The 24,173-nt window shown below is 72.5% G+C and carries 21 protein-coding genes and 4 pseudogenes; 14 read left to right on the plus strand and 11 right to left on the minus strand.

All coding sequences use genetic code 11. The features are described 5' to 3' along the window. The first annotated feature begins 306 nt into the window (after nucleotides 1–306). Entirely contained in the window at nucleotides 307–3,204 is a 2,898-nt protein-coding gene (locus tag ABZW30_RS29425) for an AAA family ATPase (protein ID WP_355674236.1), read from the plus strand. A gap of 18 nt (nucleotides 3,205–3,222) precedes the next feature. Here ABZW30_RS29425 and ABZW30_RS29430 read toward each other — a convergent pair whose 3' ends face one another. Continuing rightward, nucleotides 3,223–6,039 carry a BTAD domain-containing putative transcriptional regulator gene (locus ABZW30_RS29430; RefSeq protein ID WP_355674237.1) on the minus strand — a complete coding sequence of 939 codons (2,817 nt, stop codon included), beginning with the start codon at nucleotides 6,037–6,039 and terminating at the stop codon, nucleotides 3,223–3,225. 274 nt (nucleotides 6,040–6,313) lie between these two features. On the opposite strand from ABZW30_RS29430, the gene ABZW30_RS29435 reads away from it, so the two are divergent. Then, nucleotides 6,314–8,104 carry a BTAD domain-containing putative transcriptional regulator gene (locus ABZW30_RS29435; RefSeq protein ID WP_355674238.1) on the plus strand — a complete coding sequence of 597 codons (1,791 nt, stop codon included), beginning with the start codon at nucleotides 6,314–6,316 and terminating at the stop codon, nucleotides 8,102–8,104. Here ABZW30_RS29435 and ABZW30_RS29440 read toward each other — a convergent pair. Next, nucleotides 8,046–8,408, minus strand: a pseudogene (locus ABZW30_RS29440) (transposase); the annotation flags it as partial. The gene ABZW30_RS29435 and the pseudogene ABZW30_RS29440 overlap by 59 nt on opposite strands. 13 nt (nucleotides 8,409–8,421) lie before the next feature. Beyond that, complete coding sequence (locus ABZW30_RS29445; RefSeq protein WP_355674239.1) at nucleotides 8,422–9,375, minus strand: DUF2218 domain-containing protein; 954 nt, start codon at nucleotides 9,373–9,375, stop codon at nucleotides 8,422–8,424. A 155-nt stretch (nucleotides 9,376–9,530) separates the two neighbouring features. Between ABZW30_RS29445 and ABZW30_RS29450 the strand changes: the two genes are divergently transcribed. Continuing rightward, nucleotides 9,531–10,100: a winged helix-turn-helix domain-containing protein gene (locus tag ABZW30_RS29450; RefSeq protein WP_355674240.1), complete on the plus strand. Its 570-nt coding sequence runs from the start codon at nucleotides 9,531–9,533 to the stop codon at nucleotides 10,098–10,100. Between the two features lie 81 nt (nucleotides 10,101–10,181). Beyond that, entirely contained in the window at nucleotides 10,182–10,694 is a 513-nt protein-coding gene (locus ABZW30_RS29455) for a hypothetical protein (protein ID WP_355674241.1), read from the plus strand. A gap of 86 nt (nucleotides 10,695–10,780) precedes the next feature. Here the strand turns inward: ABZW30_RS29455 and ABZW30_RS29460 are convergent, their stop codons facing one another. Both ABZW30_RS29460 and ABZW30_RS29465 read right to left on the minus strand, forming a co-directional pair. Beyond that, nucleotides 10,781–11,050 (minus strand): GNAT family N-acetyltransferase, encoded by a 270-nt coding sequence (locus ABZW30_RS29460; protein ID WP_355674242.1) that lies wholly within the window; start codon nucleotides 11,048–11,050, stop codon nucleotides 10,781–10,783. 131 nt (nucleotides 11,051–11,181) lie between these two features. After that, a complete protein-coding gene (locus ABZW30_RS29465) occupies nucleotides 11,182–12,054 on the minus strand; it encodes an aminoglycoside phosphotransferase family protein (RefSeq protein WP_355674243.1) in 873 nt (290 codons plus the stop codon). Nucleotides 12,055–12,227: 173 nt separating this feature from the next. On the opposite strand from ABZW30_RS29465, the pseudogene ABZW30_RS29470 reads away from it, so the two are divergent. Beyond that, nucleotides 12,228–12,380, plus strand: a pseudogene (locus tag ABZW30_RS29470) (winged helix-turn-helix domain-containing protein); the annotation flags it as partial. A gap of 84 nt (nucleotides 12,381–12,464) precedes the next feature. Here the strand turns inward: ABZW30_RS29470 and ABZW30_RS29475 are convergent. Next, on the minus strand, nucleotides 12,465–13,430 hold the full coding sequence (locus tag ABZW30_RS29475) for a helix-turn-helix domain-containing protein (protein ID WP_355674244.1): 966 nt from the start codon (nucleotides 13,428–13,430) through the stop codon (nucleotides 12,465–12,467). A 71-nt stretch (nucleotides 13,431–13,501) separates the two neighbouring features. On the opposite strand from ABZW30_RS29475, the gene ABZW30_RS29480 reads away from it, so the two are divergent. The 4 genes from ABZW30_RS29480 to ABZW30_RS29495 all read left to right on the plus strand — a co-directional run bounded on the left by ABZW30_RS29480 (nucleotide 13,502) and on the right by ABZW30_RS29495 (nucleotide 15,881). After that, on the plus strand, nucleotides 13,502–14,176 hold the full coding sequence (locus ABZW30_RS29480) for an HD domain-containing protein (RefSeq protein ID WP_355674245.1): 675 nt from the start codon (nucleotides 13,502–13,504) through the stop codon (nucleotides 14,174–14,176). Between the two features lie 46 nt (nucleotides 14,177–14,222). Further along, on the plus strand, nucleotides 14,223–14,645 hold the full coding sequence (locus ABZW30_RS29485; RefSeq protein ID WP_355674246.1) for a Rid family hydrolase: 423 nt from the start codon (nucleotides 14,223–14,225) through the stop codon (nucleotides 14,643–14,645). A gap of 448 nt (nucleotides 14,646–15,093) precedes the next feature. Beyond that, on the plus strand, nucleotides 15,094–15,225 hold the full coding sequence (locus ABZW30_RS29490) for a hypothetical protein (RefSeq protein WP_355674247.1): 132 nt from the start codon (nucleotides 15,094–15,096) through the stop codon (nucleotides 15,223–15,225). Nucleotides 15,226–15,416: 191 nt separating this feature from the next. Further along, nucleotides 15,417–15,881: a DUF3592 domain-containing protein gene (locus tag ABZW30_RS29495; protein WP_355674248.1), complete on the plus strand. Its 465-nt coding sequence runs from the start codon at nucleotides 15,417–15,419 to the stop codon at nucleotides 15,879–15,881. A gap of 91 nt (nucleotides 15,882–15,972) precedes the next feature. Here the strand turns inward: ABZW30_RS29495 and ABZW30_RS29500 are convergent, their stop codons facing one another. Further along, nucleotides 15,973–16,536: a YcxB family protein gene (locus ABZW30_RS29500; protein ID WP_355674249.1), complete on the minus strand. Its 564-nt coding sequence runs from the start codon at nucleotides 16,534–16,536 to the stop codon at nucleotides 15,973–15,975. Nucleotides 16,537–16,950: 414 nt separating this feature from the next. Here ABZW30_RS29500 and ABZW30_RS29505 point away from each other — a divergent pair, with 414 nt between their 5' ends. Further along, on the plus strand, nucleotides 16,951–18,012 hold the full coding sequence (locus ABZW30_RS29505) for a hypothetical protein (protein WP_355674250.1): 1,062 nt from the start codon (nucleotides 16,951–16,953) through the stop codon (nucleotides 18,010–18,012). A 508-nt stretch (nucleotides 18,013–18,520) separates the two neighbouring features. Here the strand turns inward: ABZW30_RS29505 and ABZW30_RS29510 are convergent. Then, entirely contained in the window at nucleotides 18,521–19,189 is a 669-nt protein-coding gene (locus ABZW30_RS29510) for a nitroreductase (protein WP_355674251.1), read from the minus strand. Nucleotides 19,190–19,336: 147 nt separating this feature from the next. Between ABZW30_RS29510 and ABZW30_RS29515 the strand changes: the two genes are divergently transcribed. Then, the gene (locus ABZW30_RS29515; RefSeq protein ID WP_355674252.1) at nucleotides 19,337–19,987 is read left to right on the plus strand and encodes an NAD(P)H-dependent oxidoreductase; all 651 of its coding nucleotides are present in this window, start codon (nucleotides 19,337–19,339) and stop codon (nucleotides 19,985–19,987) included. A 393-nt stretch (nucleotides 19,988–20,380) separates the two neighbouring features. Here ABZW30_RS29515 and ABZW30_RS29520 read toward each other — a convergent pair whose 3' ends face one another. Next, on the minus strand, nucleotides 20,381–20,866 hold the full coding sequence (locus ABZW30_RS29520; protein WP_355674253.1) for a MarR family transcriptional regulator: 486 nt from the start codon (nucleotides 20,864–20,866) through the stop codon (nucleotides 20,381–20,383). A 165-nt stretch (nucleotides 20,867–21,031) separates the two neighbouring features. Here ABZW30_RS29520 and ABZW30_RS29525 point away from each other — a divergent pair. The 3 genes and pseudogenes from ABZW30_RS29525 to ABZW30_RS29535 all read left to right on the plus strand — a co-directional run. After that, nucleotides 21,032–21,184: pseudogene (locus ABZW30_RS29525) on the plus strand (transposase); the annotation flags it as partial. Beyond that, nucleotides 21,168–21,338, plus strand: a pseudogene (locus tag ABZW30_RS29530) (transposase); the annotation flags it as partial. The pseudogenes ABZW30_RS29525 and ABZW30_RS29530, both read left to right, overlap by 17 nt. A 100-nt stretch (nucleotides 21,339–21,438) precedes the next feature. Further along, complete coding sequence (locus ABZW30_RS29535; RefSeq protein WP_355674254.1) at nucleotides 21,439–22,485, plus strand: AraC family transcriptional regulator; 1,047 nt, start codon at nucleotides 21,439–21,441, stop codon at nucleotides 22,483–22,485. Nucleotides 22,486–22,554: 69 nt separating this feature from the next. Here the strand turns inward: ABZW30_RS29535 and ABZW30_RS29540 are convergent, their stop codons facing one another. Next, a complete protein-coding gene (locus tag ABZW30_RS29540) occupies nucleotides 22,555–22,746 on the minus strand; it encodes a hypothetical protein (RefSeq protein WP_355674255.1) in 192 nt (63 codons plus the stop codon). A gap of 114 nt (nucleotides 22,747–22,860) precedes the next feature. Further along, the gene (locus ABZW30_RS29545; RefSeq protein ID WP_355674256.1) at nucleotides 22,861–23,466 is read right to left on the minus strand and encodes a hypothetical protein; all 606 of its coding nucleotides are present in this window, start codon (nucleotides 23,464–23,466) and stop codon (nucleotides 22,861–22,863) included. Between the last annotated feature and the right edge of the window lie 707 nt (nucleotides 23,467–24,173).

The following is a 24,173-nucleotide window of genomic DNA, read 5'->3' on the forward strand; positions in this document are numbered from 1 at the left end:
CGTCTGCTGCGCGACATCGCCGAGGGCCGCGAGGTCGGTGACACCACCACCCTCGCCGACAGCACCGTGATGAGCCAGATCCAGGCCCAGCTCCCACCCTCCGGCAGCAACGGCTGAACACGCTGACACGGCGGACCGTGCCCCGGGCGGCAACCGCCGCCCGGGGCACGAAATTATCGGGCAGTTACACGCGCCCGGCAGGATGCGGTCAACGCCGGATCGGACAGGCCCTCGAGGACCCGCCCGGGCATCCGGCGCACCGGCCGCCGGCCGGTCCGAAGCTCCGACCAGCACCTTTGAGCACCGATGCCTGAACTCACCGCCCCGACGTCCGTCCCCCGCACGATCCACCGCCGCGCAGGCGACCGCGCGGCCGTCCTCACCCGGCCAGGCCGTCCCGCCGACGACCCCCTGCTGCTCGGCCGGGCCCGTGAACTCGACACGCTGGAGAGGATGTTGGAGCAGGACGGTGCCCGCGGGGCCCTCGTGCTGATCCAGGGCGGGTTCGGCAGCGGCAAGAGCGCGCTGCTGCGCGAGGCGCTCGAGTGGGCCCGCCGAGCCGGTGACACCGTCGTCTCGGCCTGGGCCGACCCCTCCGAGAGCGGCATGGAACTCGGCGTCGCCCGCCAGCTCTTCGAACCGGTGCTCCTCGGCGCCCTCGACGGAGCCGACACCCCGTCGGCCGGACCACTCCGGCCCGGCCGGCCCGCACCCCTGACCACGCCCGCCGAGGACCCGAGCACGGTGACTCCGGGCGGGCTGCACCGGTTGGCCGCCCGACTCGCCGCCCGCGGCCGCCTCGTCCTCGGCATCGACGACCTGCAGTGCGCCGACCGGGCCTCCCTGCTCTGGCTTCAGCGCCTGCTCCGCCGGGCCGGCGACCTGCCGGTGCTCGTCCTCGCCACCGTCGGCCCCGCCCAGGCCTCCGCCGACGCGGACGCCCTCGCCCGACTGACCCCGCTCTTCCGGCACCGGCTCGACCTGACCGCCCTGGACGGCGAGGGCGTCGCCGCCGTCATCGAGGGGGTGCTCGGCACCTCCGGGGACGACCGCTTCCGCGCGGCCGTACGGACCACCACGGGCGGCAACCCCTTCCTGCTGCACGCCCTGCTGCGCACCCTCCAGGCCTCCGGGCAGGCACCCGACAGCAGGGCCATGGCGCAGCTCACCCGCTTCGTCCCGGCCGAGCTCGGCCAGGTGTTCCACCTGCTCGCCACGGCGGCCGGGCCGGAGACCGGGGCCGTCGCCCGGACCGTCGCCGTGCTCGGCGGCACCCCGCCGCTGGACCTGGTCGCCGGAGCCGTCGGTCTGCCGGAGCCGGCCGTCCAGGACGCCGTGCACGCGCTGGAGCGGGCCGGCCTGATGCGCCGGGCCGAGCACACCGCCGCCTTCGTCTGCCCGATGATCCGGGCCGCGCTCGCCGAGGACGTCCTGCCCAGCACCCGACAGGAGGTGCACGTGCGCGCCGCCGAGCTGCTGCACGCCCAGGGCGCGCCCGTGGAGCGGACGGCCGACCACGCCGTCCACGCGCCGCTCGGCCTCCCCTGGGTGCCCGAGGTGCTGGACCGGGCCGCCGCGGAGGCGATGCGGGCGGGCGCCGCCGAGCGTGCTGCCGTCCTGCTGCGCCGCGCGCTGCGTGAGCCGCTCGCCGACGAGACCCGGGCTCGCCTGGTGATCCGGCTGGGTGAGGCGGGCCTCTCCTTCGACGTCCCGGAGGCGGTCCGCAACTTGTGGCTGGGCCTCGACCTCACCCACGACCCGGCCGCACTGGCCGCCACAGCGCGCCGCCTGGCCGGCGCGCTGTTCGCCGTGGACCGCTACCCGGACGGGCTGGCCGTGCTCGAACGCACCGCCGCCTCCCTGCGCGAGAGCGACCCCGCCCTCGCGCTGCGCCTGGAGGTCGACCAGATCTTCGCCGGCCTGAACCAGGCCGAGTCGGCGCCGGACGTGCTGCCCCGCCTGATGCAGCTGCGGATCGAGGACGCCGCCGGCACCCCGGCCGAGCGGCCGCTGGCCGCGCTGCTCGGCCTGCGCGCGCTCATGCGCGGCGAGTCTCCGGCCGAGGCCGTGGCCTTCGTCCGGCAGGGGCTCACCGAGGGGATGTACCCGGCCGACGACGAGTCCTTCGTCTACTCGGGCGCCGTGCTCCTCCTCGGCGCCGCCGGCGAGGCCGAGCTGGCCCTCGACTACGCCGATGCGGCGGTCGAGGAGGCCCGCACCCGAGGCTCCGCCTTCGCGCTTGCGCACAGCCGCGTCATCCGGGCGAACGTCTACCTGCAGGTCGGCCGGGTGCCGGAGTGCCAGGCCGAGGCGGAGGCCGCCCTGATGACGCTCCGGGAGATCGGCATCGACCCCCGGCACATCCACAGCGTCCTGGCCACGGCCACGCTGGCCGACGCGCTGGTCCAGCAGGGCCGGCTCGACGAGGCGCAGGCGCTCCTGGGGAGCGCCGGGCTGACCGCGGACCTGAACGGGCACTGGATCAACGACCACGCCTACCTGGTCCGCGGCAGGCTGCGGGCGGCACAGGGGCGGCAGGTCGAGGCGATCGCAGCCTTCCGGGAGTGCGGACGGCGGACCGAGGCCCGCGGCATGCGCTGCCCGTGGATCTACCCCTGGCGCTCCGAGGCCGCCCTCGCCCATGTCGCGCTCGGCGAGCACGAGCAGGCCCGGGCCTTGGCGGCGGAGGAGCTGGAGCTGGCCCGGGGGTGGGGCGTGCCCGAGCACGTCGGCGTCGCCCTGCGTGCGCTGGCCCTCGCCACCGACGGCCCGGAGGGGCCGGACCTGTTGCGGGAGGCGGCCCGAACGCTGGCCGGCTCCCCCGCACGGGCGCGCCACGCGCAGGCCCTGGGCGACCTCGGTGCGGAGCTGCGCCGTGCCGGGCGGGTGACGGAGGCCCGCGAGCGGCTCCAGGAGGCGGTCACCGGGGCCCACCGGTGCGGAGCCGTCCTGGTGGCCGACCGCGCGCTGGAGGAACTCCGCGCGGCCGGCGACCGCCCACGCACCCGCACCTTCCACGGAGTGGAGGCCCTCACCCCGAGCGAGCACCGGGTGGCCACCCTGGCCGCCAAGGGCATGACGAACCGGGAGATCGCCCAGCAGCTCTTCGTCGGCGTGCGCACCGTGGAGGTGCACCTGACGCATGCCTACGGGAAGCTCGGCATCGACGGGCGTAGGGGCCTGGCCGAGGCGCTCGACGGGTAGTGGCTCACGCGCTGAGGGTCACTCGGTGGCCTCGAACGCGGCGCGGCTGCGGGCGAGGACGTCGAGGGCTGCGGCCTCCGCGAACCGGTGGTGCAGTCGGCGGCTCTCGGCCACGGCTTCCTCGGCCCGTTCGACCGCAGCCGCCGGGCGGCCCGCGGCGAGGTGGCACTCGGCGATGTGGACCAGGCTCCCCGGCTCGAACAGCACGAATCCTTCGGCGCGGGCCAGGGCCAGCACCTCCTCGTGCAGCGGGAGGGCCCGGTCGGGTTCGCCCAGGACTCTCGTCGCGCGGGCGACCGAGTGCAACGCGTAGGTCTCGCCCAGGGGATCGCCCAGGGACCGGAAGAGTTTCAGGCTCCGCCCGGCCGCCCGCACCGCGGCATCGCCCTCCTCGTTGGCGAGGAGCCAGATGACACTGCTGGCCAGGGCGTTCGCCGTGGTCCAGGTGCTGCCGCACTCCTCGGCGAGGCGGATCGTCTCCTCGTGGATCGTCAGCGCCTCCCGGGTGCGGTTCAGATCGTGGGCGATCATGGCGCGGACGTTCATGGTCTCGGCCAGCACCGGCAGGTCTTTGCAGGCTCCGGCCCGCTCGGCCGCCCGGGCGGCGATGGCCTCGGCCTCCTCGTCCTGCGCCAGCTGCATCAGGCCGCCGCCGAGCATGTAGCCGGCCCGGCCCTCGGCCCGCGCGTCCCCGTGGGCGGTGGCGAGCCGCAGGGTGCGGCGGCAGACGCCGATGATCTCCCGCCACAGGAAGCCGGTCTCCAGGTGCGGGTCGAGCGCGAGCAGCAGATCGGCGACCGGGGCGTGGGCGCCGTCGAGGTCGAGCGCCTGCTCGGTGAGGGCCAGCAGGTTGCCGCCCTCCTCGGTCAGCCAGCGGTGGCCGTCCGTACGGCAGGCCATCGGCAGTCCGGGTACCGACACCGGACCGAGGACGTCCGCGATGGCGTGGCCGGGCCGCACGGCGCGGTACGCGTTGGTCGCCGTCGCCAGGGCCTGGTCGACCATCCGGAGGATGAGCCCGGCGCGCACCGCCTCCGGGTCGAGCTGCTCGGCCCTGGCCTGGCCGAACAGGCGCAGCAGGTCGTGGTACCGGTACCGGTCGGGGGCGGGGGACTCCAGCAGACCGGCGTGGACGAGGTCCTCCAGGACGTCCAGGGCGCAGCCCTCGCCGAGCTCCAGGGCCGCGGCCGCGGCCGACAGGGACAGGTCGGCGGTCTGCGGGACGGCCAGCAGCCGGAAGGCGCGTGCGGCGCGGGCCGGCAACTGGTCGTAGCTGAGTTGGAAGCAGGCCTCGACGGCCAGGTCGTGGACGCTCAGCTCCGCGAGCCGCTGCCGCCGGTCGGCCAGGCGCTCGACGATCGTGGCGAGCGACCAGTCCGGGCGCAGGGCGCTGCGGGCGGCGACGATCCGGGTGGCCAGCGGGAGATGGCAGCAAGCCTCGAGCAGGTCGCGGGCGGCCTCGGGCTCCGTCCGGACCCGCTGCCGGCCGGCGATCCGCGCGAACAGCTCCAGTGACTCCTCCGGTTCCAGGACGTCCAGGTCCACCTGACGGGTGGGGGCCAGGCCGAGCAGCCCCGAGCGGCTGGTGACGAGGACGGCGCTGTGCTCGGAGCCCGGCAGCAGCGGGCGCAGCTGGGCGAGGTCGCGGGCGTCGTCCAGCACGACCAGCACCCGGCGTTCGGCGAGCAGCGAGCGGAAGAGGGCCGCCCGTTCCTCGGTCTGCTCGGGCACAGCGCTCTCGGGTACGCCCAGCGAGCAAAGGAAGCGCACCAGTACCGCGCCGGGCTCCATCGGGTCGGGGCGGCCGCCGCGCAGGTTGACGTAGAGCTGCCCGTCGGGGAAGCGGTGACGGACCCTCTGGGCGACGTGGACGGCCAGCGCGGTCTTGCCGACTCCGCCCATGCCGGAGACCACGACGATGGTGGGCGCGAAGGCGGATGGCTTGTCGACCAGCTGCTCCAGCGAGTGGACCAGCTCCCGGCGGCCGGTGAACTCCGATATGTCGGCGGGGAGTTGCTCCGGGCACGGGCGGGCCGCGGGCTGTGGGGCGCAGGCCGGCCGGGCCGGGGCCGGCGCCGCGAGTTCGGGGTCGCGGCTGCGGATCCGCTCGTGCAACTCGCGCAGCGGAAGGGTTGGTTCGACGCCCAGCTCGGCGTCCAGGGCGCGGCAGGTGGCGGCGAAGGCAGCCAGGGCCTCGGTTCGCCGGTCGCTGCGGTACAGCGCCGTCATCAGCAGCGCCGCGAACCCCTCGTGCAGCGGGAACTCACCGACCAGGGTGGTGAGTTCGTCCGCCACCCGGGCATGTCGGCCGAGCTCCAGCTCCAGCTCCAGCCGCTCCCGCCGAACGGCGACGCGGCGCTGGGCGAACCGCTCGCGCCAGCGCTCCGCGTGACCGCCGGGGACACCCGCCAGCGGCTCGCCCGTCGACAGCTCCAGCGCCTCGGCCAGTCGCCCGGCTGCCCCGGCCGGGTCGCCCCCGGCCCGGAGCCGGGTGGCGTCCTGCGTCAGCCGTTGGAAGACGGCGAGATCCGTCGCCCCGGGCGCGAGTAGCAGGGCGTAGCCGCCGCCCGCCGAGACCAGCAGCCGCGGCTCGGTGCGGTCCTGCTCGAGTACGGAGCGCAACTGGGAGACGTGGTTGCGGATCGCGGCGACGGCGCGGTTCGGCGAGGCCTCGCCCCACAGACCGTCGATCAGCTCCTCGGTGGTGACCACATGGCCCTCGGCCGCCGCGAGCATCGCCAGTACGGCCCGCCGCTGTGCCGGCCCGAGCGGCAACGCCGCATCGCCGCGCCACGCCCGTACGGGCCCGAGCAGCGCTATTCGTACGTTGGTCACGCGTTGTCCGTCCGTCGGTCCGTCAATCCGGTGTCTGCCCTCGGCGGCGCGGGAGCCGGGGCGAGATGGGCCAACATACCCGCCGTGAGCTGCGCGGCTCGGCCACGATGCCGGGCGGGCGCGTCCGGTGGTTATGGGACAATCCGTCCGAAGCCGCGCATCGGGCAGGTGCGGGCGGCGGCGGTGACGCATCACGACCGCGTGGCGCTGATCAGGGTGGCTGGTGCCGAGCGGTGCCGGGTGGAGCAGCGTCGGTCGAGGGGGAACGCGTGACATGGAGGGGCTGAGGGTCTCTCTGCTGGGGCCGGTGCGCATCCAGTGCGGGGGCAGGGACGTCGCCGGGTCCGCCCAGCGGCAGGCGGTGCTGGCGGTGCTGGCGCTGCGCGCCGGGCAGGTCGTGACTTCCGAGGAGCTGGCGCGCCTGGTCTGGGGGGAGAGCGCACCGGCCTCCGTCGGTGCGGTGGTGCGCAACCACATCTCCCGGCTGAGGGCCGGGATCGGCGCCGCGGGGCCTGACGCGGCGGCCGTCCTGGTCTCCCGGGGCGGCGGCTACGTCCTGGAACGCGCGGGCCTCAGCGTGGACGCCGCCGAGTTCGAGCGCCTGGCGGAGGTGGCCGAGCGCCACCGGCAGTGCGGGGAGGCGCCCGCCGCCGTCGACCGGTACCGCGAGGCCCTGGCGCTCTGGACGGGCTCCGCGCTCTCCGGCGTCCCTGGCCCCGATGCCGAGCGGCAGCGCGAGCGGCTCGCCGGGCAACGGCTGGAGGCCTTGCGGAACTGCCTGGCCCTCGAGCTCGGCCTCGGCGAACACGCGCGACCGGTCGAGGAACTGACCGCGCTGTGCGCCGAGCATCCGCTGCGCGAAGGCCTGCGCGGTCTGCTGATGACCGCCCTCTACCGCGCCGGCCGGCAGGCGGAGGCCCTCGAGGTGTACGCGGACGCCCGCCGGGTGCTGGCCGAGGACCTGGGCGTCGAGCCCGGGCCCGAGCTGCGGCGGCTGCACCAGCGGATCCTGTGCGCCGACCCCGAACTCTCCCCACCCGCGCCGACGGCGCCACCCGCACCCGAGCCCCCGGCCCAACTTCCCGCCGACGTCGGTGACTTCACCGGCCGGGCGGCCGAGGTCCCGGCGATCGCGAACGCCCTCACCGAGAGCAGCGGCTCCGCCGCCCCCGTCGTCCTGGTCTCCGGCGCCATCGGCGTCGGCAAGACCACCCTGGCCGTCCGCGCCGCCAGGACCGTCCGCGCCGCCTTCGCCGACGGCCAGCTCTACGCCGAGCTGAACGGCGGCCGGGGCGAACCCGCCGAGCCCGCCGACATCCTGGCGGGCTTCCTGCGTGCGCTCGGCGAGCCCCTCGAGCAGATCCCGGAGCAGCTCGCGGAGCGCGGCAACCGCTTCCGCGCCCTGCTCGCCGGGCGGCGCGTCCTGATCGTGCTGGACGGCGCCCGCGACGAAGAGCAGGTGCGCCCCCTCCTGCCGGGCGGCTCCACCTGCGCCGTGCTTGTCACCGCCCGCGCCCGCCTGACCGGCCTCGCCCCCGCGCTCGCCCTGCCCCTCGGCCGGCTGACCCCGGAGGAGTCGGCGCAACTACTCGCCGCCGTCGCCGGCCACGCCCGCCTCGCCGCCGAGCCGCAGGCCGCCGCGACCATCACGGCGGCCTGCGGCCAGCTCCCGCTCGCCCTGCGCGTCGCGGCCGCCAAACTCGCGGCCCGACCCGCCTGGAGCGTCACCGCCTTCGCCGACCGGCTGGCCGACGAGACCCGCCGGCTCGACGAACTGCGCCTCGGGGAACTCGCCGTCGAGACCGAGCTGCGCCAGGCCCACGAGCGCCTGCCGGCCGACCTCGCCGGCGCGCTGCCGCGCCTGGCGGCGCTCCCGGACTGCTCGCCCCCGGAGGCGGCGGCCGCCCTGGGCGTGACGGAGTCCGCCGCCACCGGGATCCTGGAAGGCCTCGTCGATGCGGGGCTGCTGGACGCCCCGGCCCGAGGTCGGTACCGCGTTCCCGGTCTCACCCGGTTGTTCGCCGTGTCCGGGGCTCGGCGGTCGCCAGGGTGGTCTGCGGGCTGAGGCGTCGAGCCGGGCGGTGTCGCCGGCTGCCAGGCCGTCTCCGGGAACCAGTGAAGGCGTCGCTGTCATCCGTTCTTCTGCTGGGTGCACGAGAACCTCCGGCAGGGGCGGCCCGAACGTGCTCGGCCAGCGGGATCGGCCGGGTGCGGTAGCGGGGCTCGGGGCGGGGGCCGAGTCCGCCGTAGGGCGGCTGGTGGGGGATCACGTCCAGCGGGTGGGCGGTTGCCAGGCCTTTGACCTGCACGATCCATCGCAGGCCGCGCTCGTCGAGGGCGTTGCGGAAGTGGGCGATGTCGCCGTAGCCGGCATCCGCGACCTCACCGCTTGCGCGCCAGGGTCACCCCGTCGCGGACCGGCAGCATCACCGCGTCCACCCGGTCGTCCGCCGCGATGAAATCGTTCAGCCGGCGCATCGCCAGGTGGTGCTCCTCCTGGTAGGCCGGGTCCAGGGAGCGGCCGCCGAGCAGGACGTTGTCGAGGACGACCACCCCGCCCGGGCGCAGCCGGCGCAGGATCTCCTCGTAGTACGCGGGGTAGTTCTGCTTGTCCGCGTCGATGAAGGCGATGTCGATGTGCGGCTCGTCCGGCAGCGCCTGCAGGGTGTCGAGGGCGGGGGCGATCCGCAGGTCGATCCGGTCGGCCACCCCGGCGCGCTCCCAGTGCTCCCGGCCGATGGCGGCCCACTCGGCGTTGGTGTCACAGGCGAGCAGGCGGCCGTCCTCGGCCAGGCCGCGGGCGATGCAGAGGGAGGAGTAGCCGGTGAAGACCCCGACCTCCACGGCGTACTTCGCGCCCAGCATCCGCACCAGCATGGTGAGCAGCGCGCCCTCGTCGGCCGTGACCTGCATCCCGGCGGCCCGGCCGGTGGCCTCCCTGGTCCGCTCGGCGAGGTCGTGGAGCACCTGGTCGGCGGGGGTGCAGTGGCGCAACAGGTAGCCGTCGACCAGCGGGTGGACCGGCTGCTCCAGCTCGGCGCCGTCGACCGGCGCGGTCCACTCGACGATGAGCTCCTCCTGGGTGGCGAAGCGCACCAGGTGACGGGCGACCACGTCCTGGACCCGGCTCAGCGCCTCGGCGTCGGCCGCGGCCGCGATCAGTTCCAGCTGTCCCGGACGGGCGGTCATGACGCAGTTCGCGCCGCTGCCGAGGGTGACGGTGCCGCGGCCCTGGGAGTCGAACGTGGTGCTGGTCTTGTGGCCCAGGTGGGAGACGAGCTGCTTGAGATAGCGCTCGGGGCGGTCGGTGGTGACGTGGGCGATGGACAGCGGCATCGGGGTTCCTCTCGCTGGGGCGGTGCGGTGGGGGGGTCGAGTGCGATGTGGGGGTCGAGTCAAGCGGCGATGATCATCGACGCTTTCGCCGGGGCAGATTCTCTGCACCGAGCTCGGCGTTTGTCAAAGCGTTGAGATTTATGGACACTTTTGGCATGGCAGAAGACGACCGCCCGCCGCCACTGGTCATCCAGTCGCCGGCCCAGTTCAAGGCCCTCGGGCACCCGCTGCGCCACCGCCTGGTCAACATGCTGCGTCAGCGCCCGGCCACCCTGCGGCAGTTGGCGGAGGCGCTCGGCATGGCCAAGGGGACCCTCGGCTACCACGTACGGGTGCTGCGGGAGGCCGGGCTGGTCGAGCTCGCCGAGAGCCGCCAGGTGCGCGGCGGCACCGAGCAGTACTTCGGACTGGTCACCAAGGGCTTCGCCTTCCAGGAGGGCGAGACGATGGCCGCCGGCTTCCTCTACAACTCGGCCCTCGCCGAGATGCGCCCGGTACCGCCCGGCCAGCCCGAGCACACCGAGCTCCGCCACCTCTGGCTCACCCCCGAACAGGCCGCCCTGGTCGCCGACCGGCTCCGCGAGCACGCCGCCGAACTGCAGACCGCCGGGGTGCGGGCAGCACAGCTGGGGGCGGGCGAGAGTCCGACCGCTGAGGCCTACGGCCTGCTGGTCAGCCTCTTTCCGGCCGACATCCCGAGGTTGGGGCCGGACGACGGGGGGTGAGGGGTGCCTCGACGGGGGCTCCGTCCAGGCCGCCCGCGACGGTCACCGGGCTCGGCACGCCTGGCGACCACCGCTGTCGTCATGTCCGACGTGGTCCGTCGGACAACCCCCGAGGGCCAGTGCGGCACGGGGTTCACCACCGACCTGAGCCGAAAGCGGAAGTTCTGCTCGGCCGAGTGCCGGACCGCGTCACGCCGCAGCGAGGCCTGCATGGAGACCCGGACCTGCCCCGTCCGCGAGAACCTCTTCCAGGCCGCGAAGACCGTCCGAACCGTCCACTGCTCGATGGTCTGCCGCCGCGACGCCGAGCGCCGCCGCGACCAGGCCCTCGACGAGCAACGGGCCCGCCGGCTCGGCCAGGCGCCGCCACTCGCACTGTCGGCCCGGACCGAGCTTCCTCCGCCGCCTGCGGCCCGCCCCACCTCGCGCCGGCCCGCAGCGGTGCGTGACCCGCTGGAACCGACCGCGACCCGCAACTGCCCGCACTGCCAACAACCGGTCACCATCGTCTCGTTGCCGGCCACACCGGAAACCGCGCGACCCACGATGCCCCACCTCCGCACCGACGTCGTCCCACTGCGGAGGACTCCCTGAGCTGAATCACCGGTCGTCGGGGAGGGGCGATGATCAACGGTGACCGCAGCCATGCCCGCATCGGCCCCACCCGTGAGATCACGAAGCTAGATCTTGATCCAGTAACGTCGCACGGCACCGTGCTCGGTGTCCCGGACGCCTTCAAGAACACCACCGTTGCGCTCGATCGTCATCACCGAGGCGATGTTGTCGACCTCGCAGACGATCAGCACCCGGTCCAGGCCGAGCACCGGCGCCTCACCGAGCATCCGGCCCAGCGCCCAGGAGGCCAGTCCACGCCGGCGCGAAGACGGCCGGATGCCGTAGCCGATGTGGCCGAACTGCAGCACGTAATTGGCGAGTTTCGACCAGATCATGCCGAGCGCAGGGAACCCGCACCACAAACCTCATAGCGTCACGGCCGTCTCACTGGACTTGAAATCTCCCGCCGTGCGAAGGGCCGGTGGTGCACTCCACCGGCCCTCTGTGATGCCAGATCAGTCCGTTGTCACCCGGCCTGCGCCAGTTCGCGCATGTCATGCCAGTCACGTTCGATTGCCGCCACCCGTTCGTCCCTCCATGTGGACGGGGGCACCGCACGGTGGTTGCGGAGTTCTCGTACGAGCAGCATGGCCCGGTTCAGGGTGAAGGCGGCGCGGACGGACGGGGATCCGGCAGCCACCAGTTCCTCGATCTGTGGACGGGCTTCCGGAGTGGCGGCCAGGACGATCCATAGAACCGCCAGGTCGTGTCCTGGGAGGTAGTGTCCCGCGTGCTCCCAGTCGATCACTGTGACCCGTCCGTCGGGTCTGACGACAAAGTTGGTCGGCAGGGGGTCGCCGTGGCCTGGTACCAGGTCGGTACCGGCCCGATGGAACAGGCCGGTCAGGGCCTGGTGTTCCTGCGGGGTGGTCAGGCCCTGGCGGTGGTCGCGGTCCAGGCGTGCGAGGTAGTCGAGGGTGCGGGTGAACGCCCCTGCGGGGGGACTCCATCGACCAAGGTCGGTCATGGCCGTCAGCATGGCGGTGACGTGTGCGGGGTCCAGTGCTTGTGACGGGAACCGGTCGCGGCCCCGGGCGGGCGAATGGCCTCGGACGTGCTCGATGACCAGCACGTGGTGCCGGTCGTCCACGGCGATGAGGTCGGGGACCGGCACTGGCGGGGGTGTCTCGGCGAAGGTCTGGTAGGCCTTGATCTCCGCGCTGAACTTCTCGACCCAGAGTGGTTCTCGGGTGATCAGCAGCTTCGCGACGGCCGGTCCGTCCTCGCAGTCCCCCGCGATGAGCAGGGACTTGTCGGTTCGGGAAAGGAATGCCGTAGGGCGGAAGTCCGGTCGTAGCCGGATGACCGGTGCGGCGGCGCCGGTGAGTTCGTCGGGCACGGAGCTCCTTGCTGTTCCAGGCGCGGAGCCGCCGGGTGTTCTGGGCTGGTTCCACGCGCAGCGGGGCGGTTTCCCCGGTGCGCTTCGAGAACGCCCCGGCCGTGCCGTCTGGTGCCCGTTCCTGCTGCTGGATCGAGCAGGGACCGGCCGTTCACGGCTGGGACCAGGACCGGGTGTGGACCGGCACTCGGGTGGCGATGCCGATCGGCCGCAGGTTCCGTGTCTCCTACAGCGTCTCGGGGGCCACCCGGCTGATGCGCCGGCTCGGCTTCACCCCGCAGGTGCCCGCGCGCCGGGCCGCGGAACGCGACGAGCAGGTCGTGGCCGCGTGGAGGGAGGCGAACTGGGCGGAGGCAAAAGAGCCCGGGCGGACTGCGACGGCTGTCCGAGGCAGTGGTGAGGCGTCCGGGTCATGGCGACGGGTCCGGCTTGCGTGTGTGGTCCGAACACCAGAAGGTGCGTCGGTAGGCAGTGGGAGTGGTGTCGAGTGCGCGGCGGAAGTGCAGGCGCAGGTTGGCGGCTGTGCCCAGTCCGCAGTCGCGTGCCACCCGGTCCACCGGGTGGTTCGTGGTTTCCAGTAGTTCCCGTGCCCGGCTGATTCGGGCGTTGAGCAGCCACCGCAGCGGGGTCGTGCCGGTCTCCTCGGCGAACCGGCGGATGAAGGTGCGCTGCGACAGGCCGGCGTGGCGGGCGAGCACCGGCAGGGTGAGTGGCTCCTCGAGTCGTTGCAGGGCCCATCCCCGGGTGGTGGAGAGCGAGGCCTCGCCGGTCACTGCGACCGGAGCGGGTACGTACTGCGCCTGCCCGCCGTCTCGGTGCGGGGCGGCGACCAAGCCGCGGGCGATCTGGTTGGCCACCACCGCCCCGAGGTCGCGGCGCACGATGTGCAGGCAGAGGTCGATGCCGCAGCAGACCCCGGCCGAGGTGAGCACGTCACCCTCGTCGACGTACAAGACGTCGCGGTCGACCGTGACGGCGGGGAAATCTCGTTCGAGCTCCTCGATGTGCTTCCAGTGGGTCGTGGCGTGCAGGCCGTCCAGCACGCCCGCCGCGGCCAGCGCGAAGGCTCCCGTGCAGATCGACACCACGCGCCGACCACGGTCGCGGGCCTCGGCCAGCGCGTCGAGTACGGCGTTCGGAAGCTGGAGGATCGGCTCGAACCCCGGAACGATCACCGTGTCGGCGAGGCGTACCTGCTCCAATTCCCCACCGGCGACCAGTGCGAAGCCCGCGCTGGTGGTCACCTTCGCGTCGAGCGCGCACACGGTCATCTCGTACGGGGTCTCCGGTCGGGCGTTGAAGATCTGCGTCGGGATCGCCAGATCGAGCGGGGTGACCCCGTCCAGCGCCAGGACTGCGACTCGGTGCACTGCCATGGCAGGATCCTATCGAAGTCGGGTAATTTTGCCTCTCGCCAGGTCAGGGCGGTCGCGGCCACGATGAAGTCATGAACGGATCCACCCGCGAGGTGACCGCGGACCTGATCAGGCTGCCCGGCACACCACTTGCCGACGCCGTCGTGAATCTCGTCCGGACGGTGCAAACGCCCTCCGTGTTCAACCACAGCGTCCGCAGCTACCTGTTCGCCAGGTTGGTGGCCGGCCGCCTCGACCTGGCCGTCGGCCGTGACTACGACGAGAGCCTGCTGTTCGCCGCCTGCGTGATGCACGACCTCGGCGTCGCGTCGGACGGCGCGCACTGTCAGCGTTTCGAGGTCGAGGGCGCCGACCGGGCCGCCGAGTTCCTCGTCGCGCGCGGAGTTTCCGCGGCTGACGCCGATGAGGTCTGGCAGGCCATCGCCCTGCACACCTCCCCAGGCATCGCGGAACGGCGCGGCACGTTGTGCGTGCTCGTCCGCGAAGGCGTCGCACTCGACTTCGGCGGCCCGCTGGGCACCGGTCACGTCGAAGCCGTCACCGACGAGCAGGCCGACGCAGTGCATGCCGCCTACCCGAGACTGGAGATGATCCGCTCACTCACCGACGCGATCGTCGCGCAAGCCGCGAAGAACCCGAGGAACGCACCCCGCTACACGATTCCCGGTGAATTCCTCCGAGAACGTGAGACCTTCGGCCGGACCCGACTGGAGCACGCCTGTCGTTCGTCCCGCTGGGGCAGCTGACGTCACGGATCCCACGACCAGTCAACGGAGAGAGGGAAGCACTGCCATGACCATCCACACCGTCGAGATCCCCGAGGACTCCGAAGTCTTCGGAGAGACCAGCGGCGCCTTCGCCCGCTTCGGCTATTCCGCCGCGGTCCGTGCGCACGGTCTGCTCTTCATCGCCGGAACCATCGGCCGCCGTGCCGACGGAACCATCGCGGACACCATCGAAGAGCAGACCGAGATCGCCGTCCGGCGCATCGAGGAGATCCTCCGGTTGGAGCACCTCGACCTGTCCGCCCTCGTGGACGTGACCAGCTACCACGTGGACATCCACCGGCACATGCCCGGCTTCCTCGAAGCCAAGCAGCGCCTCATCAAAGCCCCTTTCCCGACCTGGTCGCTGATTGGTGTCAGCGCCCTCGCCAGTCCGGGGCTGCTCGTCGAAATTCGCGCCACTGCCGCCTATCCCGACGCATCTCGGTAGACCGCCGCTCCTGGGCCGCCCCCGGCTCAGGAGCGGCCCCACCGCCGACCTGAGGTCCCACCCCCGGCCCCTGCCGTCTTCGGAGCAGGCGTTCCACGCCCCGGACCGACGAAGGGCTCCCCGAGCTGCCCCGGAGGGGGTTCAGGAACAGGCTCCTGCCATGCCGTTCGTCCAGTCCGTCGGGGCTTGGCGCCGACCTTGTGGTGGCGAACGCGCCTCTGCCGATCCCGTCACACGACACGTTCGTCCCCACGGCCTTCGCTCCGATCATCCACCCCCAGCCCGAGTGCATGGATGACGTAGGTTGTGGGCTCGCGGGGCTATGGCCAGGGCTTCGGCGTAGTCGGATGGTGTCCGGTTCATGAGGGTCTGTCGGGTGGGAAGCCCCGGGAGTGAGACAGTGCCGGACAGCGCCGGATCCCGAACTGGAGAAGCGGTACCACTCGTCATGAACGCCCTGCCCGCCGCCGTCGAGACCGCGCTCAAGGGCTACGGCTCCGGGCGCCTGGCGCTGAAGAAGCAGTACACGCCGGTCAACAGGACCTGGCTGGACAACGCCGCACGGGTGTTCCGCCACTGAGCGCACGCACCCGGGCTCCCGTGGTCCCGTACGCCCGGCGCGTCCGGCCTCGGCGGCTCGACCCCGGCGGTGGTCTTCCGCGCGACGGGCCCCGGGGCGGGGGACGCGTCCTCGCCGAGGGCCGATGCATGCGGAGCGCGTCCGTGTGCCGGGGCGTCGCCGCGGGCACGCTCGGGGCGGGGAGGGACGCCATGGTCTGGGTCAGCGGGTTGCCCGGGGTGATGCTCGGGTTGTTCGGCGCCGCCGTCGGCGCGGTGGGCGCGGCGGTCGCCGGTGCGTTCTGGCAGCGGATCACGGTCGGCGGGCGGGTGCGGCCGGACGCGCGGACGGCCACCGCCCGGTGTGCCGGGTTCCGGCGGGTCGCCGAAGGACCGCGCCTGCGGCGCCGCCGGCCGGTGCGGCCGGTCCTGGTGTTCACGACCGAGGACGGCCGGGAGCTCGAACTCGTGGACCGCTCCGGCCGGTGGCGCCGGATCGGTGACGAGGTTCAGGTGTACTACCGGCTCTCCCGGCCCGAGCGCGCGGTCCTCGTTCCGCCGGGCAGTATGCCGCTCCTGGCGGCTATGGCCTTCGGCCTCCTGCCCGCCCTGGGCCTGGCCTGCCTGGGGCTGGTGCTGTTCGTCCAGGGAGACCTGGCGGGCGCGGGGTACCGGTGACCGCCCGTCAGGCCGCCGCGACCGCGACGGCCTTCAGCAGCGCCGGACACCCAGCCCCGCCGGTGCCGCAGGCGGGCGCACCGCGGCGGGATCAGGCGAACGGGCGGTACCAGGGGCGCTTCAGCGGCGGCAGCCGGTCGGCGAAGAAGGCCGACACCTGGGCGAGCTGCGCCGCGTCGAAGGCGTGCTGCGGAATGAAGGCGACGGCCTTGTTGGTCTGCTGCAGGTACCAGAAGCCGGACCGCGCGGTCACCTGGCGGTACGCGCTCCAGGCGACCTCGGCCTGGCTGACGGCGGTGCTGAGGGCGTAGTTGTGCTCGGTGATCCGCACCGTCCAGGGCTCGGCGAGCAGCGGAGCGCTCTTGCGGGCGGCCTGGCGGACGACGACCAGTTCGCCGAACGCCAGGATCACCGGGCCGACGATCACCAGCCAGATCCTCGGCTCGGTGCCGACGAGCAGGGTGAGCAGGCCCACCATGAAGAACAGGACCCCGAAGACCGAGAGGCCTCGGACCGCCGGGCTGTTGCGTATCGCTTTGCGGAAGTCGGCCTCGGTCAGCCGGAACGTCGCGGTGATGTCCATGAGGAATCGTCGGTTTCTCTCGGTGTAGCGGTCGGTGGCGAAGGATCGCCCCCCGGTCCGTCCTGTCGACACACGGCGCGCCGTCGCACAGGCAGCCCGTCGTGCTGCCGGGCCGTTGCGTGACCTTCAAGATCCCACGTTCGGCGCGGAACCGTCCAACGGCTTTGCGCGGTCTCCCCGGACCCGGCGTGTCGAGGCCCCGCCGGAGGCCGCGGAGTGCCCGGACTGCGTGGAGGTCCGGGAGGCCGAGTGCCTCGGACCGCTGTGGCTGTCCGTGCCACCGGGACGGTGGGGCCCGGGCCCTGGATACGGGGGCGGTGCACCGTGCCGGTACGATCCTGCTCGCCGCGCACGCAGGTGCGAGGGCGGGGGGGTGGGGCGCGGTGAGCCCGCGTTGTCTTCTGTCTTCGTCCGTGCCCGGTGCCCGCTCAGGGACCGCTCGGGTGCGGGTAAGCGGTCCCTCCCCGTCCGCTAGGAAAGCAGTTCATGGTCTTCTTGTCGCTCGTGGTGCTCGTGCTCGTCGCGGGCAAGTTCGTCGTCTCGCGGGTCTCTCGGGAGCGGCGGAGCCGCCGGGAGACCGAGCTTCGGCGCAGGCTGGCACCGCGCGAGCAGCTCGTGCTTCGGGGAGACGAGCCGTCCGCGGAGTTGGCGGCCGTACTCGATGCGGCCGGGGGCGGCGACTGGCGCGCGGTGGCCGAGTACCTGGCCGAAGCCGACAGCGACCGTGACGCGAACCGGCGCTGGATGCGGATGGAGCCGCTGAGCACGGCAGCGGCGAAGGAGGACCACTGGCTGCGGCTGTGGCGCGAGGAGGAGCCGCGCAGCGCGGCGGCCGCCCTGCTGCAGACCGATGCGCTCGTCCAGCTCGCCTGGGAGATCCGTACCAGCAGGTACGCCTCCGAGGTGACCATGGAGCAGGCCCGCGGGTTCCACCGCGTCCTGCGCGAGGCGGAGCAGGCCGCACGGGAGGCCGTTGAGCTGGCACCGTCGGAGGACCCCAACCCCTGGGTGGCGCAGATCGCCGTCGCCATGGGACTGAGCTGGTCGCACGAGGACTTCCGTGAGCTCTGGGCCGAGGTGACGGCCCGTGATCCGCACCACCTGCGGGCACACGAGGGCGCGCTCCAGTACTGGTGCGCCAAGTGGCACGGCAGCCACGAGCTGATGCACGCCTTCGTCGACGCCGCGCTCGCCGATGCGCCGGCCGGCAGTCTGCTGACCACCCTGCGGGTGCGGGCGTACTACGAACAGAACACCCGCGACAGGGCAGGGGCGGCCGCCTACCGGACGCCGGAGTTCACCGCAGCCGTAGACGCTCTGCTGGCCGACCTGGAGCAGGCCGATCCGGCGCATCCGCAGCTCCAGGCCGCCCGGGGCTGGGCCGCCTGGTCACTGGTCATGAACGCCCGGGTGGTGTTGGCGTTCGAGCTGTTCCAGGTGATGGGTCGTGAGGTGGCCGGCCCCTGGCGCAACTACGACGATCCGCAGACGGCCTTCGACCGGATGCGTGAGATCACCGTGCAGGCGATCGCCCGGGCGAAGGTCTGACACACGCAGCGCAGCCGCACGGTCGGGCATGGTTCAGTGGTTCACGTGGTGATGCCGCCGTCCGGTACGTCCCGGACGGCGGCCTTCTCGCGCTGTCGGCCCAGGAGCTCGGCCACCGCGTCACCGATCCCCTTCGTGTCACCCGTCGGTTCGGGGGGCGACCCACCGGTGTACCGCTCGACGGCCTTCCGGAGACAGGGCCGGTCTCGCGGTCGGGGCGGCGCCCCCATGCCCTGCTCGGGCACCACCAACCGGCGGCGAACGGCGGTGTGCGCACGTGCCCGGCAGGGCCGGCAGCGTGACCTTTCTCGACGCTTCAGCGGGTGGCTCCGGCGGTGATCCCAAGGGCGCAGCGTCCCGTTCCAGCGTTCCAGGCCGGTTGTGTTTCCGCTGGTCAGGGCATGTCTTCATGACATGCCTTTCGTCCGTTTTTTGTGCGCAATGGCATATGGACGGCTATATGGGCGCGGCAAGGAACGGCGCGCCGGTCGACCGAGGGCGGGTGGTGTCAGCAGCCGTCGACGAACGTGACCGTCTCGTCGAGCGGCGCCCGGCCCGTACGGGTGTCACCCTCCGTGACGTCCTCGAACCCGATCGACATGCCGCAGAAGAGGATGAGCTCGTCCGGGGGTGACAGGACCTCCGCGACGGTCTTGTGAAACTTCGCCCATGCCATCTGCGTGCAGCTGTGCAGCCCTTCGGCACGCAGCAGCAACATGACGGTCTGCAGATACATGCCGACGTCGGACCATTGGGGCCGCCCCAGGTCGCGGTCGATGTAGCAGAACAGGGCGGCGGGTGCGCCGAAGCCGTCCCAGTTCGCGGAAGCGGCCCGCTGGCGAGCTTCCATGTCCTCACGCGCAATGCCGAGTGCTCCGTAGCGCTGCTCACCGAAGGCGGACCGGCGCTCACGGTAGGGGGACTTCAGCGCGGGCGGGTACATCTCGTACTCCGGCTCGTCCCAGGAGTCACCTGCGGCCAGGCGCTCGCCGGCACGCTTCTTGATCTCGGCCAACGGCGCACCGGTCGCCACATAGGCGTGCCATGGCTGAAGGTTCGAACCGGACGGCGCCCAGGCCGCGGCGGACAGCACGCGCTCCAGCGTCTCCCTCGGGACGGGCCGGTCGGCGAATCGACGCACCGCCCGTCGGCTCGTGACCGCCTCATAGACGTCCATGATCACCCATCTCCATCTGCTCAACGGGTCCATCTTCATCACACTCACAACAGTATCATTCGATACCGTATCGTGTGCGACTATCGTCGAGCATGAATCCTCAGCCCCTGGTTTCCCGCTCGGGGCACCATCCCTTGGAGAAAGCCCATGGCTACGCTGCTGCACATCGACTCGTCCGTGTTCCCGGGCGAGGCGTCCTCGTCCCGTTCGGTCACGGCCGCCTTCCGCCGGACCTGGGAGGAGCGGCACCCGGAGGGCACGGTGATCTACCGCGACCTGGCCGCCGACCCTGTCCCGCACATCACCGCCGACGCCTGGTCCGCCGGTTACGCCGCCCCCGCCGAGCGCACCCCGGAGCAGTCCGCCGCGTTCGCCGCGCGCGTGAAGCTCATCGAGGAACTGGAGGAGGCGGACGCCGTCCTGATCGGCGCCCCCATGTACAACTTCTCGATCCCGTCGACCCTCAAGACGTGGCTGGACGGCGTACTTCTGCTCGGCCGCACCGCGGGCGAGACGCCCTCGGCCCAGGGCACCCCGGCGATCGTCGTCGCCAGCCGTGGCGGCTCCTACGCGACGGGCACCCCGCGCGAGGGCTACGAGTTCGTACAGAACTACCTCGAAGCCGTCCTCAAGGGCACCCTCGGCCTGGACCTCGACTTCATCGTCCCGGAACTCACCATGGCCCCCCGCAACCCGGCCATGGCAGAACTGGTCCCCCTCTACGAGGCTTCCCGCAACCGTGCCTTCGAGGACGCGACCGCCAAGGCGAAGGAACTCGCGGAGCGTCTCGCCGCGTAACCCTCGCGGTCGGCGGATGCCATGTGACGCCTCACCCGGGACGTCACACGGCGTCCCCGGGGTCTGCGCCTTCTCCGAGGGTGCGGGCGGCATCCCTGCGCCTGGGTCGGGCAGCCCCGCGCCGAGGAGGGCCGGGCGTTCGCCCTGTCGGCGAGACGCCCGTCGATACGACGGTGATGCCGGGCGCGGATGAAGCGCGCGCACGCCACCGGCCGGGCATGCGGCACGACAGCCCTGTGGGCGACTCGCCCCGTCGGCAACGAAGCCCTGACCGATCCGCCCGTCCCGTCGGCAGGCCGGCGCGTAGCGACCACGGCCGAAGCTCTCAAGGCCGGAGGTTCGCTGCGGAAGCCGCACGGGACGAAGCGCGCCGCAACCGGTGCGCGGGCGGGCCTACGCCTCGTCGTCTCCGGGATGGGCGAGCCGGGTCAGCAAGGCCGTCAGCTGCTCGGTGTCGCCGGGTCCCAGTTCGGCGACCAGGCACTCAGCCAGCGGCCCGGCCGCCACATGGGCCGCGTCGAACAGTTCGAGTCCCTGAGGTGTGATCTCCACCGCCCGCACCCGCCGGTCCCCCGGGACGGCCCTGCGTACGGCCAGGCCCTTCCGCTCCAAGTCGTCCACGACCCGCATGATTCCCGCCTTGTCCGACCCCGTCGCCGCCGCCAGGTCCCGCTGCACCGTGGGCCCGTGGTTGACCAGCTCGATCAGCACCGCGAAATGCCGCAACTCGATGCCGAGCGGACGAAGCGCCTCCCCCATCACCGCGACCGCGCGCCAGTGCGCCCGGCGCAGCAGCAAGCCGAGGGCGAAAGGCGAGGCATCCCCGGGGCGGTCAGTCGCATGCGAGGCGGTGGTTCGGCGAGGATCGTCGGCGGCCATGAGCCCAGACTACTTCATTCAATACGGTATCGTTTGAAACTAAACCGGTTTGCGTCTGCTGCGGCCCTGTTGCCGCACCTGTGAAGTGCAATCGGCTACGGGGGCCGCCTGCGCCCGCACGAGAAGAACGGGATCTCGCGAGACCAGGCATCCGCTGCGGTCCGGCTGGGGCCGGCCGACGACGCGACCGCCGTCACCGCGGCCCAGCTGCGTGAGGTCGTCGACCGTCTGATCGCGGCAGGCCACTGGCGCCAAGGCGATCCGGACATCCTGATCGTCATGGACGCCGGCTACGACGTGAGTCCGTCCCGCCCGTCCCCTCGCCGAGGACCCGCGTCGCCCCTGGGAGAGACCCTCCCCGCCGAACAGGCTCACACCCGCCCGGGTCCGACGCGGGTTCCGCAACATCCGCGCGAAGACGCCGCCCTGCCCGGCAGCCGTGCTGCAACCAACACGCCCTGGCCCCGGCCGAGACCGGCCGCGTCGTGTCCGAAGCCCCTACTTGGCCGGGTCGCCATGAGAACCTCATGATGTCGTCGGGGAGGCCTCGCCTGTTCGGCAAGGAATCGGACATGGAGGGGGCGGAGATGTCCATGGGGACGGAGGGCGCGCTGCGCGCCGATGGTGTGCCTGCGGAGGACCGTTTCGACTACTGGCGGGAGGCGATCACAAGGACGCGGGACTGCGAGATGAGCAGCGCTCACGCCGGCAACTTCACCGCACAGATGCAGCGTTCGGAGCTGGGGCCGGTGGTCCTGCTGGGGACGTCGTTCCCGTCCGCACGGTTCCGGCGGACCGAGCGCATGGTACGGCAGTCGGATCCGGAGTTGGTCCACCTGACATTGATGCTCAGCGGCACCATGGCGATGAGGCACTGCACCGACCGGACCGAGGTCTACGGGCCCGGCGACATATTCCTGGCCGACAGCTCACATCCGTATGAAGCCCGCGCCACCAGCGCCCGCGCCACCAGCGCCCGCGTCACCGGCGTGGCGGAACCCCGGGTCGAAGGCGTGGGCATCGACGTCCCGGCGGCGATGCTGTCGATTCCCCGGCGTCAGGTGCGCGGTCTGCTGGGCCAGGGGCTTCTCGGGCGCAATGGCGCCGGTGCACTGCTCCTGGAGTTCCTGCGCGGCCTGGGCCGACAGGCCGCTGTGCTGCGGCCCGCCGAGGCATCCCGGATCGGGGTGGTCCTGGTCGACCTGGTGGCGGCGTGGATGGCCCGCGAGCTCGACGCCGAGCACACACTGTCGCCGGATGCCCGGCGGCGGGCCCTGGTGGAGAACGTCCGGTCGTTCATCCGGCACAACCTTCACGACCTTGGTCTGACCCCGTCCGAGGTTGCCGCCGCCCACCACATCTCCGTCAGCTACCTGCACCGCCTCTTCACCCAGGAGTCGCAGGGCGAGACCGTCGCCGCCTGGATCCGCGGCCAACGGCTGAAGAAGGCTCACCGCGAGCTGGCCGACCCGGCGCTGTGCGCCGTGCCGATCCACGTCGTCGCCGCCCGCTGTGGCATTCCCCGGGCCCCGGAGTTCTGCCGCGCCTTCAAGTCCGCGTACGGGCTCTCCCCCAGCGAGCACCGGCACCAGGCACTGTCCGGAACCTCGCAGGAGTAGCCGCCGGTCCCGCGGATCGGCGCGGTGGGCACCCGGGCATCGGCCGGGCGCCCACCGGCTTCCGAGCGGTCAGCCGGTGGTGGCGGTGACGGCCTTGGTGTTGGTGGCGCCGCCGGGGACCTCGACCCACGGGGTCCAGCTGTCGCCGAGCCTTCCGTCGCGGCCGTAGACCTTGCCGTCGGTGCCGACCGCGAAGACGTGGAAGTGGTGGGGTTTTCCGCGGGGGAGTTCCCCGGGGAAACCCCCTACTACCTCACCCACAAGTGCGGCGAGGCCCCCAGCCCGCTGCGCCCGCACATCTTGTTGGCGCTTACCCCGCAGTTCGAGCCGGGCCTGGTGTCCGGCTCGAACTGCGGCGTGGACCTGGTGACGGTGTCAGCGTACGGGGACCGCGTTCCAGGTCAGTTCGCGCTGGTTGCCGTGGCGCCAGCCGCGGGTGTGGACCGCGTCGGTGCGGGGGGCGTCTTTGTTGGGGTCCTTGGCGTCGACGTTCTGGCCGCTGTCGGAGAAGGACTGCAGGGCGAAGCCGCCCCAGCCTTCCTCGCCTCCCCAGGACCAGAGCTCGGTGTTCGGGGTGTTGCCGTTGTCGTCGGTCTTGGCGTCCTCCATCACGACTGCGCCCTGGTTGCCGCCGGTGTAGGCCATCACCTGCTGGTCTTTGCCCACGTTTTGCAGCACGGTCGCGGGGCCGGAAGCGATCTGCTGCCACGCGCAGTAGCGGTTGTGGGTGTCGATGGGCTTCAGGTAGACCGATTGGTCGTCCGGGCTGGCGCACAGCTCGTAGCCGCGGAACCCGGCGCTCTGGATCATCACGGACCCGGGCGGCAGCTTGGACGGGGCGGCCGAGGCCGAGGCCACGGGCATCGCGGTGAGGAGGACCGCGGCAAGGCCGGCCGTGGCGAGGCCGCCGCGCAGGCGGCGTCCGGTGCTGGAAGGCGTGGTGCTCGTGGTGGATCCGTGCGGATGTGCGGAGTCGCGCATGCGTCTACTCCTGACGTTGAGAAGTGGATTGCGGTACCGCCGTTTCCCCGAGGCTGCGGAACAATGCCGGCGCAGCGGTGGCACTGGGAGACGCGAGCTGTTGCGCGTCCCGGGCCTGCGGCGCCGGAGGTGCCTCGGAGTAGTGAAATAAAGACTGACATGCCCATGACAGATGCAGGGCGAGCCAGATCCGCTGGGATGTGACCGGCGGGATGTGGAGTAACTATGCAGAGCCTCCGTCAGATGCGCAAGACCGGTTCGGGGATGGCCGGGGCGGCCGGTGTGCCGTAAGCGGCCGGCGACACGTTCTCGGGTGCGGCTGGTTCCGGGGCGGCTTCGCTGGTCAGGAGCGTGGTGAGAGAAATCCCGCCCGGGCGCGGCCGAATCCTGCGGTCCGATCCGTTGCGAGGGGCAGAGCCCGGCCGTTGCGAGCAGGGATGTCGACCCGCTCGCTTGCTGGAGCACGTCGAGGGGAAGGGCTGGACCGTGCGCGTCGACGAACGGCTGCGCCGCCGGGCCGGTCCGATGCCCACAGATGCGGCGGATGTCCGCCGGAGCGGCGCAGGGCGTGAGCGCCTGCCGTGCGCGCCCGGCTGCAGACCGGGCGCACTGTGTCGTGCGTCACAGTCGTCAACCTGATGCGGGCTTTCCCGGTCAAGCAGGCGTGGGACTGACGAGGGAAGAAGTGCGAGCCGCGCAGGGGCGAG

The sequence above is a fragment of the Kitasatospora sp. NPDC004669 genome (assembly GCF_040609455.1).
Classification (GTDB): domain Bacteria; phylum Actinomycetota; class Actinomycetes; order Streptomycetales; family Streptomycetaceae; genus Kitasatospora.

Coding starts and splice junctions, on each gene's coding strand:
- ABZW30_RS29485 (WP_355674246.1), top strand. CDS start 14,223: ATGACCATCCACACCGTCGAGATCCCCGAGGACTCCGAAGTCTTCGGA.
- ABZW30_RS29460 (WP_355674242.1), bottom strand. CDS start 11,050: ATGATCTGGTCGAAACTCGCCAATTACGTGCTGCAGTTCGGCCACATC.
- ABZW30_RS29490 (WP_355674247.1), top strand. CDS start 15,094: ATGAACGCCCTGCCCGCCGCCGTCGAGACCGCGCTCAAGGGCTACGGC.
- ABZW30_RS29475 (WP_355674244.1), bottom strand. CDS start 13,430: ATGGCAGTGCACCGAGTCGCAGTCCTGGCGCTGGACGGGGTCACCCCG.
- ABZW30_RS29425 (WP_355674236.1), top strand. CDS start 307: ATGCCTGAACTCACCGCCCCGACGTCCGTCCCCCGCACGATCCACCGC.
- ABZW30_RS29520 (WP_355674253.1), bottom strand. CDS start 20,866: ATGGCCGCCGACGATCCTCGCCGAACCACCGCCTCGCATGCGACTGAC.
- ABZW30_RS29495 (WP_355674248.1), top strand. CDS start 15,417: ATGGTCTGGGTCAGCGGGTTGCCCGGGGTGATGCTCGGGTTGTTCGGC.
- ABZW30_RS29515 (WP_355674252.1), top strand. CDS start 19,337: ATGGCTACGCTGCTGCACATCGACTCGTCCGTGTTCCCGGGCGAGGCG.
- ABZW30_RS29545 (WP_355674256.1), bottom strand. CDS start 23,466: ATGCGCGACTCCGCACATCCGCACGGATCCACCACGAGCACCACGCCT.
- ABZW30_RS29435 (WP_355674238.1), top strand. CDS start 6,314: ATGGAGGGGCTGAGGGTCTCTCTGCTGGGGCCGGTGCGCATCCAGTGC.
- ABZW30_RS29535 (WP_355674254.1), top strand. CDS start 21,439: ATGGAGGGGGCGGAGATGTCCATGGGGACGGAGGGCGCGCTGCGCGCC.
- ABZW30_RS29445 (WP_355674239.1), bottom strand. CDS start 9,375: ATGCCGCTGTCCATCGCCCACGTCACCACCGACCGCCCCGAGCGCTAT.
- ABZW30_RS29450 (WP_355674240.1), top strand. CDS start 9,531: ATGGCAGAAGACGACCGCCCGCCGCCACTGGTCATCCAGTCGCCGGCC.
- ABZW30_RS29505 (WP_355674250.1), top strand. CDS start 16,951: ATGGTCTTCTTGTCGCTCGTGGTGCTCGTGCTCGTCGCGGGCAAGTTC.
- ABZW30_RS29480 (WP_355674245.1), top strand. CDS start 13,502: ATGAACGGATCCACCCGCGAGGTGACCGCGGACCTGATCAGGCTGCCC.
- ABZW30_RS29510 (WP_355674251.1), bottom strand. CDS start 19,189: ATGGACGTCTATGAGGCGGTCACGAGCCGACGGGCGGTGCGTCGATTC.
- ABZW30_RS29455 (WP_355674241.1), top strand. CDS start 10,182: ATGTCCGACGTGGTCCGTCGGACAACCCCCGAGGGCCAGTGCGGCACG.